A 13,686-nucleotide genomic window follows, 5' to 3' on the forward strand; every position below is an offset into this window, starting at 1 on the left:
TACCCGCTGATCCGCCCCTGCGTGCGGATCGTCGCGGCGTGCGCACACAGCCCGCCGCGCGGTCCCGCGCGCCGTCGAAAGAATTCGCGAAACATGTTCTCCCATAATCTCCGGCGACGCCCGCTGCGTGCGCTCGCCGCCGCGCTCGTCGCACCCGCCGTCCTCGCGGTCGTCACCGCGTGCGGCGGTTCCGATGCGGCGACGACCGCCGACGGCAAGACCGTGCTGCGCTATCAGGGACAGACCGGGCAGGTCACCCCCTACGAACTCGCCGATCACCTGGGCTACTTCAGCAAGATCAGCCTCCAGTGGGAAGGCGATACCACCAGCGGCCCCGCCAATATCCAGGCGGCGGCCACCAAGCAGATCGAATTCGGCAGCGCGTTCAACGGCGCGGTGGTCAAGCTCGCCGCAGGCGGTGCGCCCGTGCGATCGGTGCTGAGTTCCTATGGCTCCGACGCGAAATCGTTCACCGGCTATTTCGTCCGCGACGAGGCGGGTATCACCGGCGCCCGTGACCTGATCGGTAAGAAGGTCGGCGTCAATACCCTTGGCGCACATCATGAATTCGTCACTCGTGAATGGCTGCACCAGCAGGGTTTGAGCGAGGCCGAGATCAAGCAGGTCCAGCTGATCGTGGTGCCACCGGTCAATACCGAGGAAGCGCTGCGCAGCGTGCAGATCGACGTCGGTGCGCTCGGTGGCGTGTACCGCGAGACCGCGGTGCCGCGCGGTGGCCTGCACCCGCTGTTCACCGACAAGGACATTTTCGGGGAATTCGATTACGGCACTTATGTTTTCCGCAAAGACTACATCGCCCAGAATTCCGAGGCCGTCAAGGATTTCGTGCAGGGCACCGCGCGGGCGACCCGATGGCTGCAGCTCACACCACGCGATGAGGTCGTGGCGAAGTTCACCGAGATCATCAACAAGCGGGGCCGCAACGAGAACCTGAAGCTGCTCGACTACTGGCGCAGCCTCGGCATCCCGGTGGCCGGTGCCGTGATCGCGGACAAGGAAATCCAGATCTGGATCGACTGGCTCGAACGCAACGGTGAAGTGCCCAAGGGCAAGGTCGCCGCCGGGGAACTGTTCACCAACGAGTTCAATCCCTACGCCAACGGCACCTATCAGCCCGCGAGCGGCCCGACCGGAGAGGTGGTGGCCGCGAAATGACCGTCACCCCAGCGAAACTCGCCTTGCGATCGGTGGGCAAGCAGTTCGCCGTGCGCGGCGCCGCCGAGAAGTTCACCGCGATCGACGACATCTCGATCGAGGTCGGCGCGGGCGAATTCCTCGTCCTCGTCGGGCCGAGCGGCTCGGGCAAGTCCACCCTGCTCGATCTGCTCGGCGGCCTGAGCAAGCCCAGCTCCGGGCAGATCCTCCTGGATGGCGCCCCGATCACCGGTCCCGGCCTCGACCGCGGCGTGGTGTTCCAGCAGTACGCACTGCTGCCGTGGCGCACCGCCCGCACCAATATCCAGTTCGGGCTCGAGGCCAAGGGCATCGCCCGCAAGGAACGCAAGGCGATCGCCGAGCACTACCTGGAACTGGTCGGACTCGCGGGCTTCGGCGACCGGTACCCGCACGAACTGTCCGGCGGGATGAAGCAGCGCGTGGCGATCGCCCGCAGCCTGGCCTTCGATCCCGAGGTGCTGCTGATGGACGAACCGTTCGCGGCGCTCGACGCGCAGACCAGGGAATCGCTGCAAGACGAACTGCTGCGGATCTGGCGCACGACCGGCAAGACCATCCTGTTCATCACCCACGGCATCGACGAAGCGGTGTATCTGGGCCAGCGCGTCGCGGTGCTCACCTCGCGTCCCGGCCGGGTCAAGGCCGTGATCGATATCGACATCGACCGCGGCGGCGATATCGACGTCCGCTCCAGTGAACAGTTCCGCGAGTACCGCCACCGGATCTGGACGGAACTGCAAAGTGAGGTGAGCCGGGCCCAGCGCCTCGAACTCGCCGCCGACGACAGCACGGCCGCCGCGGCGGTCGCGTCCACCGACAGGAGTCCCGCCCATGTCTAGCGCCGTCCCCCTGCTCGTCCGCCCCGTCGAGGCCGCCGCCGACGCACCCCCGCGGACACCCACCGCGGTGCCCGCTGTTCGCTCCACGCTCACCCGGGCGGCAGGCTCGGCGAGCAGCACTGTGCTCCGCATCGCCAAACCACTGCTCGCCTTCGCGCTGCTGCTCGGCGCGTGGGAGTTGGCGCCACGGTTCGGCCTGGTCGACGAGGTGTTCCTCCCACCGTTCTCCACGGTGGTACAGGCCTTCGTCGAGCTGGCGGGCAACGGCCAGCTGGCCGAACACACCTCGGCCAGCCTCACCCGGTCGGTCACCGGCTTCTCGTTCGCCCTGGTGATCGCCGTCCCGGTCGGCATCGCCATCGCCTGGTACAAGCCGATCTCGGACTTTCTGAATCCGGTGCTCGAGCTGTTCCGCAATACCGCCGCGCTGGCCCTGCTGCCGGTGTTCGTCCTCATCCTCGGCATCGGTGAGACCTCGAAGATCGCGCTGATCGGCTACGCCACCTTCTTCCCGATCCTGCTCAACACCATCACCGGTGTCCGCACCGTGGACCCACTGCTCGTGAAATCAGCGGTGTCACTGGGCTTCTCACCACTGCGGTTGTTCCAGAAGGTGATCCTGCCCGCGGCGGTCCCGTCCATCTTCACCGGCATCCGGATGGCCGCGGCGGGCTCGATCCTGGTGCTCATCGCCGCCGAGATGATCGGCGCGCGAGCCGGTTTGGGCTATCTCATCACTGCCGCGCAGCAGAACTTCCAGATTCCGCAGATGTACGCGGGGATCGTGGCGATCTCGCTGATCGGTCTCGGTTTCAATTTCGCCCTCGTCGCCCTGGAACGCCGGCTCTCCCGCTGGCGCACCGCACCGACCAACGCCTGATCAGGAGATCACCATGTCCGGCAAGACCTTCCATCTGAACGCCTTCCTGATGGGCGTGGGCCACCACGAGGCCGCGTGGCGTCATCCCCGCACCGACGAACTGCGCGTGCTCGATGTGCGGCACTTCCAGGAACTGGCGCGTATCGCCGAGCGCGGCAAGCTCGACTCGGTCTTCTTCGCCGACACCCTCGCCGTTGGCCCGCGGATCGAACGCAACACCCTCACCGTGTTCGAACCGATCACGCTGCTGTCGGCGATCGCCGCGGTCACCGAGCGGATCGGCCTGATCGCCACCGCGTCGACCAGCTACAACGAACCGTTCAATCTCGCACGCAAGTTCGCCTCGCTCGACCACATCAGCGCGGGCCGGGCGGGCTGGAACATCGTCACCTCCGGCAATGTCGACGAGGCCTACAACTTCGGGCTCGACGCGATTCCCGAGCACGCCCGCCGCTACGAACGCGCCGAGGAGTTCGTCGACGTGGCCCTGGCACTGTGGGACAGCTGGGAGGCCGAGGCGATCGTGCTCGACACCGAGACCGGCGTCTTCGCCGACCCGAGCCGGGTGCACACCCTCGACTACGCGGGCGAACGCTTCCGAGTGCGCGGCCCGCTGAACTCCCCGCGCGGGCCGCAGGGCAGGCCGCTACTGGTACAGGCCGGGTCCTCGGAATCGGGCAAGGAGTTCGCCGCCCATCGCGCCGAAGCCGTGTTCACCGCACAGCGCACCCTCGAAGAGGGCGTGCGGTTCTACCGCGATCTCAAGTCGCGATTGGCGAAATACGGTCGCGCACAGGACGACTTGAAAGTGCTGCCGGGTCTGGTGCCGTTCATCGCCGATACCGTCGAGGAGGCACGGGCGCTCGAGCAGGAGTTCACCGATCTCATCTCGCCCGACTACGCGCTGCGTCAGCTCTCGTCGATCCTCGGTGTCGACCTCACCGCCCACGCGCTCGACGCGCCGCTGCCACCGCTGCCCGCCGAGAGCGAGATCGAGGGCGGCAAGAGCCGGTTCACACTGGTCAAGGAGCTGGCCGAGACCGAGGACCTCACGGTGCGCCAGCTCATCGGCAAGCTGGGTGGCGGCCGCGGTCACCGCACCTTCGCCGGCACACCCGAACAGGTGGCCGATGAACTACAGAGCTGGTTCGACGCGGGTGCCGCCGACGGATTCAACATCATGGCGCCCTACCTGCCCGGCGGCCTGGCGGATTTCGTGGACCGCGTGGTGCCGATCCTGCAGGAGCGCGGCCTGTTCCGCACCGACTACGAATCCACCACGCTGCGCGGTCATTACGGCCTCGCTCCGGTGGACAACCAGTTCTCCGAACAGGATTCACGGGTGAGCGCCTGATGCGCGCCCGGCGACTCGATATCGAGTTCATGCGGGTGGTGAGCAGTTCCTGTCCGGGATGAGGACTCCCGCACCCCGGCAACAGACTTCACACGAAGGACCACCGACATGACCACCATCGAAAACCCCAGCGTCGTCACCACTGTCGAGATCACCCCGGTCGCAGGCCACATCGGCGCCGAGGTGAGCGGCATCGACCTGCGCGAGGAACTCACCGACACCCAGGTCGCCGAGCTCACCGCGGCGTTGCACCGGCACAAGGTGCTGTTCTTCCGCGACCAGCGGATCGGGCACACCGATCAGATCGCGTTCTCCCGCCGCTTCGGCGCCGTCACCCCGTCGCACCCCTACGACGACGACGCGCCCACCGAGCACCCGGAGATCCTGGCTGTCGACAGTCGCCTCTACGAGAAGAAGTTCGGCCGCAAGAAGTTCAGCTACACCAACCACTGGCACACCGATGTCTCGCCGCTGATCAACCCGCCCGCGGCCTCGATCCTGCGCGCCGAGATCGCACCGGAGACCGGCGGCGACACCCGGTGGACCAACCTCGCCGCGGCCTACGCCGGTCTGCCGGAATCGCTGCGCACCTTCCTCGACGGACTGCGCGCCGAACACCGTTTCGGTGGCCGGATCCCGCCGTGGGAGGCAGGCAGCGAGTATGCCCGCAAGATCGCCGACGCACCGCTGGTGACCGAACACCCGGTGGTGCGCGTCCACCCGGTCACCGGTGAACGGGTGCTGTTCGTCAACCCCGGCTTCACCACCAGGATTCTCGGCCTGACCCCACCTCAGAGCGATGCCCTGTTGCAGTTGCTGTTCGACGAGATCTCCCACCCCGCCTACACTGTCCGCTTCCGCTGGGCCCAGGGCAGCATCGCCTTCTGGGACAACCGCGCCACCGCGCACCTCGCCCCCGGCGACCTCGACCATCTCGACGTGACCCGAGTCCTCTACCGCACCACCCTCGAGGGCGATATCCCCGTCGGTGTCGACGGCCGGTCTTCCACCCCGATCGCCGGCGCGAAGTTCACCGGCGCCTGAGACCCGTTGCGGTGCCCGCACATTCGTGTCGGGCACCGCGCCAACGGCCCTCGGTGGCCACGACCCTGCGCGCAGGGAGGCGCTCGGCGGTCATCTCGCCGACCACTAAAGGGCCGCTCGGTGATCGCCCGAACCCTGTTGCAGGAGACGGTGGTCGCTCAGCTGGATCGCGCGGATGAGACCGTGCAGGCGCAGATGCGGGTGGGTCAGCCGAACTTCTTCTTGCAGTTCGACCGGCGCGGGATCGATCCGTTCACCGATCGATTCGAGATCGATCTGCTCGCCGAGGGCACGGTGCGCGGCAACGGCGGCATCGATGTGGTCGACGATGACTGTGCGACAACGGTTCCCGGCCTGTACGTGTTCGACCGCGTCGACGGCGGACTCCCGGTTATCGCCCGGCAATCCGATTGCCAGACCTGTTCCATGTGCGAGGCGTGCTGCCCGACCGATGCCCTCTACGTCGCGCCGGAGGTCACGCCGCTGCCGCCGGATACGGCGGTACCCATCGAGCACATCGGCCGATATCGCGAAAAACTCGGCTGGGGGCACGGGCGCACCGCGGGCGCACAGGTCGCGGTGGGGCCGCGGCTGCCGCACGGCGCACCGCCGCCGCGGCTCAGCTCCTGAGCAACGACGGCGTCGGGTTCCGCAACGGACCGAACAGCGGGTCGTCGAACACGCTCTGTTCGACGACCGGGTCCGGGACCCGCAGCAGGCCTGCGGTGCTGACGTCGGACCAGTCGTATCGTCCTTCCTCGCACTGCAATTCGACCATCGAGACCGCGGAGACCGTGTCGTCGAGGGTGAAGTCGGCGAACCCGTCCTCGTCGAGCGCGGTGCGAATATCGTGCACGGGGGTCGGGTGGGTCGCGTGGGCCAGCGCCAGGTAGGGGCGCAGCGGCTCACCGAAGTCGGGGATCCGTTCCCGGATCCACACGTCGGTCAGCGCGTCGGTCAGATCCGCGCGCACCCGCAGCAGTTCCGCCGAGACGGTGATCGGCAACCGGATCGACTCGGCGGTGACCTCCGGCGGCCCGAACGCGAGCTGGAACGGCGCGAGCTCGGCGAGCATTTCCTGCGCGCCGGCCACCAGCGCCGCCAGGTGCACCCCTTTGACCCCGTCGACGAAGCCGATACCCTGCACTCCGATCCGCAGCCGCGCGGCGTCGACCTGCTCGAGCCCGGGCAGGCGCGACAGGGTGGGTGCGAAGATCTCGATCAGTTTGTCGGCCACGGGCTGGCTCGGCACGATCTGCCAGTTGTAGAACGAACGACCCGGTGTCCACCCCGGACGCCACCACCAGCGGCTGGCAACGGTCATTTCGCTCGCGATCATGGTGTGCCACCTCCCGATCTCGGCCGACCAGCTGGTGAACTCCCGGCTGGCCGGTCGTCCGCCCGACACGATCGGCACCGATGCTTGCGATGCCAGTTACCTCACAGCGACGGTATTCCCGGTGGATCCGGCGGGCAACCTGGCGAGACCGATCCGTTGTGCCTTCGACGCACTACACTGACTGCCATGCCTGTTCGACGGCTGATCACGCTTTCCGCGTTCGCCCTCCTGCTTCCCTTCGCCGTTTCCGCGTGCACCATGAACGGACCCGGCACCACCTCCGAATGCACCGTGAGCGGCTGCACCGTCACCTTCGACCGTGGGGTGAGCGCGAAGGCCTCGGTCCTCGGCATCGACGCGGAACTCGTCGCCGTGAACGGTGACATGGTCACCCTGAGCATCGGTGGCCAGCAGATCACGGTCCCGGTCGGTCAGTCCCAGGCCAGCAACGGCACGAATGTGCGGGTCAGCGAGGTGACCGACGACAAGGTCGTCGTCGTCTTCGCGACCGGCCTGAACCCGAACTGATCATCCGGGCACGTTCGACCGGCGCGCCGGTTCGCTGACCACCCAGGGCGCGTTCGGTTGATCGAGGATCCAGCGCCAGCTTCCGTCCGGCTGCCTGCGCGCCACCTCCACGGTCGCACCGGTGCCACCGGGCAGACGCGACGACGTCAGCGCCAGATCGCCCGCCAGTAAGGCGGGCGCCTGGTGGCCGGGTTGGAATACCGGTCGATCGGCGACCAGTCGCGCGTACGCCGCCCGGATCTCGTCGACCCCTGTCGCGACGACCCCGTCCGGCAGCGCGAGCACCGCATCGGACTCGTACAACTCGACGAGGCCGTCCACATCACCGGCATTCAATCGCTCGACCACCAGCCGACTCAGATCTTCCGGGCGCTGTGCACGTTCGCGCACGTTCTCGGCCATCGACACCCTCCCTCGACTCGGGTTGTGCGACAACGGTAACGCCGGGGTACGACACGAATCGGGCGCGCGACCCGGGATCAGGGATGGTCGTGCATTGTCACCGCGAACCGGTACCAATTCCCGTCGTAGGGCGTGTAGACGGGCTGATATCCCCGACCGCCATGATCCGGCGGCTGAGTTCCCGGCGGGAAATAGGCCAAACCGCCGAGTATCGCCATGTCATCGATAGTGAACTGGCAGCCGCCATCGTCGAACCTGACCCCACTGGTGCGAATGACGCCGAACCATTCCCCCTCGGATTCCCGGCAACTGTGCGCCGCCTCGGTCATCGCTGAGGCCGACATCCACCACCCTATTTTCTCCGGCACTCCGAACCACACCAGCCCTACCCCGATGATCACCACCACCGGCGCCGCGATGACGGCCCGATACTCCCGATACCGTGCGCACCCGATCGGCGCCAGAATCATCCAGGACAGTCCGCTGGCCAACAGCGTCAGAACCGCGGCAACCCAGCCGAGGAGGTTGATATGCGTCGCGTCGACCACGAGCACCACCACTATGGCCACCATCGCCGCCCCGGTGGTGATCCGCATCGCCATCGACCACCGCCGTGGCACCAGATCCGTCGTGCGCGTCCCCACCGTCGTCATCAGCCCACCCTACGGTCGACTCGCACCCTGATGAACGGCGAAACCCCCGAAGGCCAACGACCTCCAGGGGTTTCACAGACAGATCGTGATGTCAGCCGATCACAGCGGCGGGAATCCCGACGATCCGGTCGCCATCCAGTTCCAGAACTCGGTGACGCGGTTGAGGACCAGCGCCATGATGTCGAGGGCAGTGCTTCCCATTGTCTTCCTTCACATCCGAACGAACACTTCGCGCCTTCACCATAGCAACCGGCATCGAGTGAGCAACGTTGTGATAACGGCCAGATGACAGGGATCGCGCTGGTCTCCGATAACGACTCCGGAGCGCGCTGGCCGGACATGTTCGGCCGACAATCCCTGACACACCGGTCGCCATAAAACGAATGGCATAGATGAATTGCCTCAGGTGAACACGAGGGAAACACACTTGGACGACCGGCTACCGCCAGTGTGATGGTGCCTACAAGGATCATCCCATCCGGAATGAACAAAATATCGACAGACAATCACGTACCCGATTTCACCTTCTCGAACCCCGATGCAGGACAAGCGAACCCATGATGCGATCGCGAAAACCCGCAGGCGGAAGAGTTTTGTTCAGCTAAACCGTGACCCCCGTCACGATGATGCTCTCAGCAGAATCACATATACGATCAATCGCGCCGAGGCTTGACGGAAATGTATTGCCGCCGAAGTTCAACGCATCAGGTGACACAGTGCGGTGTTCTCCTTCACTCCCGCCCTTCCGCCGCTTCGGCATGCATTCGTCACGAGGTGAACCGGTCATGGAATACACCCACCTGTCCGAATTCGAAATCCGCTCAGGCGCTTTGTCGATGTGGACGCCCGAACTCGCCGCCGACACGTGGCGACCCGACGATCGTCCGCTGACCAGCGTGCACGCCGGATACTGCGCGAGCGTCGATCCCGCCGATCCGCTGCCAGGTCGCGGCCGCTGGATCGGCACCGTCTTCGAGATGGATGCCCCGCTCGACGGCCCCGCCTGGCGCGAGACGCTGCGGCGCTGGCACGCCAGACATGAGGGCCTGCGCACCACGGTGACCACCGCGTCCCGTGGCGAAGCGCGCAGGCTCGTCGCCGCTCCCGCCGCCGTCGACATCGCCGAACAGCCGGTAGCCGGACTCACCGACGGCACCCGGATCAACGAATTCCTCAGCGGCACACTCGAAGAGCGTCTGTCTGCGCTGGTGTGGCCGCATTGCCTCGCGGCCACGGTCGAGCACGCCGACACCGGTGATTTCACGGTGCTCGTTGCCGCCGACCACTCGGTGATGGACGCCTATTCGCAGGCCATTCTGATTCTCGAACTGCGCACCCTCTACCGCGAGGTCTCGGCGGGCGAGCAGTCGCGCGAGTCCGTCACCTTCGGGAGCGTGGCGGATTTCGCCGTACTGGAACGGGCGAGCGCGGCCGAACTGGATCCGGATTCCCCCGCGGTCGCCACCTGGCGTGAATTCCTTGCCGACGGTGCGATGCCGCGTTTCGCCCCGCATGCTCAGCGGCCTGCTCCCGCGGACCGGCCACAGCCCAGCGTGTCGCGGCGGCTGCTCGATCTCACCGAACTCGAGCAGGTCGAAGCGGTCCTCGACCTGGTGCGGCACCGGATGTCGGTCGCGGTGTTCGCCGCCTTGGCCGTGGCCAATCAGCAGCGGTTCGGCGCGGACCGGATGCGTACCGCGATGCCGATCGCGACCCGGCCTGACCTGCGCTGGATGGAGTCGATGGGCTGGTTCGTCAACGTGGTCCCGGTCGATATCGCCCTGACGGCCGACTCCGGCATCGCCGAAGCCATGGATCAGGCGCGAGCCGCGTTACGTCGTTCGCGCACCGCCAACGACGCCTCCTGGTCGCGCGTGCTCGACCTGCTCGACGTCGCCGAGACACCGCGGTTCGGCATTTCCTTCCTCGATATCCGAGTCCTGCCCGGCTACGAGTTGGTCGCCGACCTGCGCGGACGGACCTTGCGCGCGGAGTCGTACTCGCCCGACGAGGTGTTCCTGTGGGTCGTGCGGGCAGCCGACGGTCTGTATGTGTCGGCCCGGTACCCGGCGGGGTTGCCCGCCGAGGTGATGGACGAGTTCCTCACCGCGTTCGGGCAGGCACTGTCGTCGATCGCTGCCGCGGTGCATGCGGATCCAGCTGTCGCCGGGCGTTCCGAGATGCAGCTGTCCGCCGCGCCGGCGCCGAGGAAGACACCGGGACCTGCCGATGCCCGAGCCCTGGGTGAGAACGCGCTCCGCGTCGCCGTGCAGGCGGGATGAGCGGATGCGGTCACTGTTGGCTTTCACCGGCAGCCGGGGAGACGCCCAACCCGGCATTCTGCTGGCTCATGCGCTGCGCGAGCGCGGTCACGACGTGACATTGGCGCTCGCGCCGAACCTCGTCGCCTTCGCCCGTGACCACGGGGTTCCCGCAGTGCCGTTCGGCCGCGATACCGCCGATCTCCTACACGCGCAGCGCACCGACCGACGCTTCATCAGCCGCGATCCACGCGCCAGGCTGCGGGCGCTGTACGACCTGCAGCGGCGCGGAGTGCCCGAGCAGATCGAGGACCTGCGTGCCCTGGCACCTGGACACGACGTGGTGGTCGCGGGAATGGCGGGTGAGGAAGCCGCCGAGTCGGTGGCGCGCGCGGTCGGACTGCCGTTCGCGGCCGTGCACTTCTTCCCGATCCAGCCGAACAGCGCGGTCCCAGTCGCACCGGTGCGCTGGGCCGGCCACCTCCCCGGATTCGTGCACCGAGCGGGTTGGTCGGTGCTGGCCCGCGCACGAGCCGCGGCCCTTGCCGCGGTCCTGCCCGTCACCACTGGGCCGAGTGCGGCGAGCGTGCGAATTCAGGCCTACGACCCGCGGCTGTTCCCTGGGGCAGACGAGCAGTTGCCAGGGCCGTTCGTCGGATTCCCGGTCGATTCGAACGGATTCTTCACCAGTGCAGAGGTTTCAGAGCCCTGCACTATCGGAACCCACGATCAGCGCATGCCTCCGTTCGGCGAGGCCGTCGATGAATTCTCGGTCGAATCATCCAATGGCACAGCCATTTCCGATCCCCGGATGCCGTCATCGACTCTGGATTCGTGGCTGGATGAGGGATCTGCACCGATCTACGTCGGATTCGGCTCCATGGATGTCGGCAATCCGACCTCGTTCGTCGCGACCCTGCGCGAGGTGTGTGCCCGGCGAGGTCGTCGGCTGCTGCTCGCGTCGGGCTGGGCGACGATCGGTCCGGGATTCGAGGATGCCGTCGCGATCGTCGGTCAGGTCGATCACGCTCGGGTACTGCCTCGTTGTGTCGCTGCCGTGCACCACGGTGGCGCCGGGACGACGGCAGCCGCGCTGAGAGCGGGTGTGCCGCAAGTGATCTGCTCGGTCCAAGCCGACCAGCCCTACTGGGGTCATGCGTTGCGGCGACTCGGCCTCGCGGCCACGATTCCCGCGAAGAAGCTGACCGCCGAACGCCTCGACGCACTACTCGATCAGGTCTCGCGTCCCGACGTGATCCTGCGAACGGCGTCTTATGCCGCCGGTTTCGCCACCGACGGTGTCGAGCGAGCCGCCGATGCCGTCGAGGCGCTGGCGGGTTCGCCGGACGCCCCTGAACTGCTCCATTCCGCCGGGAGGCAACTGTGAGTACCGATATCGCCATCCGCACATCCGGTCTCGGCAAGTCCTACGGAGATTTCACCGCCGTCGGCAACGTCGACCTCACCATCGCGGCCGGCACCGTCTTCGCCCTGCTCGGTCCCAATGGCGCGGGCAAAACCACCACCGTCCGGATGCTCGCGACGCTGGTTCGCCCCGATCGCGGCACCGCCGAGATCTTCGGCTACGACATCGCGCGCGACGCGACCGCCGTGCGCTCGATGATCGGGCTCACCGGCCAGTACGCCTCGGTCGACGAAACCCTCACCGCCGGTGAGAATTTGCGATTGTTCGGCCGGTTGCTCGGACTCTCCCGCCGTGCTGCCGCGCGCCGCAGTGTCGAACTCCTGGATGAGTTCGAGCTGTCGAAGGTCACCGATCGGCCGGTGAACCAGTTCTCCGGCGGTATGCGGCGGCGGCTCGATCTGGCGGCGACGCTGATCACCGATCCGCCGCTGATCTTCCTCGACGAGCCGACCACCGGCCTCGACCCGCACACCCGCGACAAGATGTGGGGCGTGATCCGGCGGCTCGTCGCCCGTGGCGCGACCGTCCTGCTCACCACGCAATATCTCGAAGAAGCCGACGCCTTGGCCGACCGGATCGCCGTCATCGACCGCGGGACGATTGTCGCCGAGGGCACCGCGGCGGAACTGAAGTCCTCCATCGGCGACCAGGTGCTGCGCCTGGAACTCGCCGATGCCGCCCAGTCCGCGCAGGCGGAGGCCATCGTCGTCGACCTCACCGGGGAGGTACCCGAAGGATCGTCGGCGGGCATGCTCACGATCGCACTGACCGATGCGGGCACCGCCGCCGATATCGTCGCCGCCTGCCGTGCCGCGGGCATCGCGCTACGGGGTTTCGCCGTCGACCGCCCCGATCTCAATGAGGTCTTCCTCGCGCTGACCGGCACCGACCGCGTCGCCGCCTGATCCGAAAGACCGAGGCCACCATGACTGCCACCATCACCGAGATCGCCGCCGAGCACACCACGCCGCCGACGATCGACCGCCGCCCCCGGATCACCCACGTCAGCCTGCGCGCCTCGCTGTTCCAGTCGCTGATGATGGCGTGGCGAGGTCTGCTCACCTTCCGGCACAGCCCGCAGTTGCTCTACGACGCGCTGCTGCTGCCCATTGTCGGGCCGCTGCTGTTCGGCAGCATTTTCGGCACCGCCATCGCGGGCAGCATGGCGGCGTACCTGCCGATTCTGATTCCCGGCGTGCTGGTGCAGATCGTGCTGACGTCGTCGGTCGCGACCGGAGTGCAACTGTCCGAAGATATTCGGTCCGGGGTCTTCGATCGGTTCGTCGCCATGCCCATCGCCCGGTCGGCACCTGTCGCCGGGGCGCTGCTGGCCGGGGCGACCCGGTATGTCATCGCCGCGACCACGGTGGTGATCGTCGGGTTCGCGATGGGTTACCGCCCGGATCATCCGGTCGGGTTCGTCGCCGGTGCGGTGCTCGTCGTCCTGGCCACCACCGCGATCAGCTGGCTGTTCGCGTTCATCGGTGTCACCGTGTCGAGACCCGCTGCGGTGCAAGGTATGTCGATGCTGGTGCTCACCTTCCTGAGTTTCGCGTCCAACGCGCTGGTGCCCGAGTCGGCGATGCCGACCTGGCTCCGGCACGTCTCCGACTACAACCCGGTGTCCTACCTCGTGTCCGCGGTGCGTGGGCTCGCCGAGAACGGCGTTGTCGGCGCCGACGCGTTGTGGTCGGTGGTGGCCTCGCTCGTGATCGCCGCCGTCTTCGCGCCCCTGACCGTCCGCACCCTGCGTGCTCGCTGAG

The 13,686-nt window shown here is 67.1% G+C and carries 15 protein-coding genes; 12 read left to right on the plus strand and 3 right to left on the minus strand.

The genetic code is table 11. The features are described from left to right. Positions 1–93: 93 nt before the first annotated feature. The 6 genes from ACFWO8_RS14585 (at position 94) to ACFWO8_RS14610 (ending at position 5,944) form a co-directional block, all read left to right on the plus strand. Complete coding sequence (locus ACFWO8_RS14585) at positions 94–1,176, plus strand: ABC transporter substrate-binding protein (protein WP_378949972.1); 1,083 nt, start codon at positions 94–96, stop codon at positions 1,174–1,176. Next, positions 1,173–2,036, plus strand: a complete 864-nt coding sequence (locus tag ACFWO8_RS14590) for an ABC transporter ATP-binding protein (protein ID WP_378949975.1) — start codon at positions 1,173–1,175, stop codon at positions 2,034–2,036. Before ACFWO8_RS14585 ends, ACFWO8_RS14590 begins: the two co-directional genes overlap by 4 nt. Then, on the plus strand, positions 2,029–2,916 hold the full coding sequence (locus tag ACFWO8_RS14595) for an ABC transporter permease (protein WP_378949977.1): 888 nt from the start codon (positions 2,029–2,031) through the stop codon (positions 2,914–2,916). Before ACFWO8_RS14590 ends, ACFWO8_RS14595 begins: the two co-directional genes overlap by 8 nt. Before the next feature lie 13 nt (positions 2,917–2,929). Continuing rightward, complete coding sequence (locus tag ACFWO8_RS14600) at positions 2,930–4,270, plus strand: LLM class flavin-dependent oxidoreductase (protein WP_378949979.1); 1,341 nt, start codon at positions 2,930–2,932, stop codon at positions 4,268–4,270. A gap of 108 nt (positions 4,271–4,378) precedes the next feature. Further along, the gene (locus tag ACFWO8_RS14605; protein WP_378949981.1) at positions 4,379–5,314 is read left to right on the plus strand and encodes a TauD/TfdA dioxygenase family protein; all 936 of its coding nucleotides are present in this window, start codon (positions 4,379–4,381) and stop codon (positions 5,312–5,314) included. 222 nt (positions 5,315–5,536) lie between these two features. Then, positions 5,537–5,944, plus strand: a complete 408-nt coding sequence (locus tag ACFWO8_RS14610; protein WP_378950898.1) for a 4Fe-4S ferredoxin — start codon at positions 5,537–5,539, stop codon at positions 5,942–5,944. Here ACFWO8_RS14610 and ACFWO8_RS14615 read toward each other — a convergent pair. Continuing rightward, on the minus strand, positions 5,934–6,653 hold the full coding sequence (locus ACFWO8_RS14615) for a 2'-5' RNA ligase family protein (RefSeq protein ID WP_378949983.1): 720 nt from the start codon (positions 6,651–6,653) through the stop codon (positions 5,934–5,936). The two genes, ACFWO8_RS14610 and ACFWO8_RS14615, sit on opposite strands and share 11 nt — an antisense overlap. On the opposite strand from ACFWO8_RS14615, the gene ACFWO8_RS14620 reads away from it, so the two are divergent. Then, positions 6,652–6,834 (plus strand): hypothetical protein, encoded by a 183-nt coding sequence (locus ACFWO8_RS14620; RefSeq protein WP_378949985.1) that lies wholly within the window; start codon positions 6,652–6,654, stop codon positions 6,832–6,834. The two genes, ACFWO8_RS14615 and ACFWO8_RS14620, sit on opposite strands and share 2 nt — an antisense overlap. A 5-nt stretch (positions 6,835–6,839) precedes the next feature. Beyond that, positions 6,840–7,181 (plus strand): hypothetical protein, encoded by a 342-nt coding sequence (locus tag ACFWO8_RS14625; RefSeq protein WP_378949987.1) that lies wholly within the window; start codon positions 6,840–6,842, stop codon positions 7,179–7,181. On the opposite strand, the gene ACFWO8_RS14630 is transcribed toward ACFWO8_RS14625, so the two are convergent. After that, on the minus strand, positions 7,182–7,583 hold the full coding sequence (locus tag ACFWO8_RS14630) for a YybH family protein (RefSeq protein WP_378949989.1): 402 nt from the start codon (positions 7,581–7,583) through the stop codon (positions 7,182–7,184). Positions 7,584–7,660: 77 nt separating this feature from the next. After that, on the minus strand, positions 7,661–8,236 hold the full coding sequence (locus ACFWO8_RS14635; RefSeq protein WP_378949991.1) for a hypothetical protein: 576 nt from the start codon (positions 8,234–8,236) through the stop codon (positions 7,661–7,663). Between the two features lie 785 nt (positions 8,237–9,021). Between ACFWO8_RS14635 and ACFWO8_RS14640 the strand changes: the two genes are divergently transcribed. Genes ACFWO8_RS14640 through ACFWO8_RS14655 form a run of 4 tightly spaced genes read left to right on the plus strand, consistent with a single transcriptional unit; the run spans position 9,022 to position 13,685 of the window. Continuing rightward, complete coding sequence (locus tag ACFWO8_RS14640) at positions 9,022–10,518, plus strand: condensation domain-containing protein (protein WP_378949993.1); 1,497 nt, start codon at positions 9,022–9,024, stop codon at positions 10,516–10,518. A gap of 4 nt (positions 10,519–10,522) precedes the next feature. Next, positions 10,523–11,884 carry a glycosyltransferase gene (locus tag ACFWO8_RS14645; RefSeq protein WP_378949995.1) on the plus strand — a complete coding sequence of 454 codons (1,362 nt, stop codon included), beginning with the start codon at positions 10,523–10,525 and terminating at the stop codon, positions 11,882–11,884. Next, positions 11,881–12,828, plus strand: a complete 948-nt coding sequence (locus ACFWO8_RS14650; RefSeq protein ID WP_378949998.1) for an ATP-binding cassette domain-containing protein — start codon at positions 11,881–11,883, stop codon at positions 12,826–12,828. The genes ACFWO8_RS14645 and ACFWO8_RS14650 overlap by 4 nt, the downstream gene beginning before the upstream one ends. Positions 12,829–12,848: 20 nt before the next feature. Beyond that, on the plus strand, positions 12,849–13,685 hold the full coding sequence (locus ACFWO8_RS14655) for an ABC transporter permease (protein ID WP_378950001.1): 837 nt from the start codon (positions 12,849–12,851) through the stop codon (positions 13,683–13,685). The last annotated feature ends 1 nt before the right edge of the window (position 13,686 follow it).

It is taken from the genome of Nocardia sp. NPDC058480, assembly GCF_042720495.1.
Lineage (GTDB): Bacteria > Actinomycetota > Actinomycetes > Mycobacteriales > Mycobacteriaceae > Nocardia.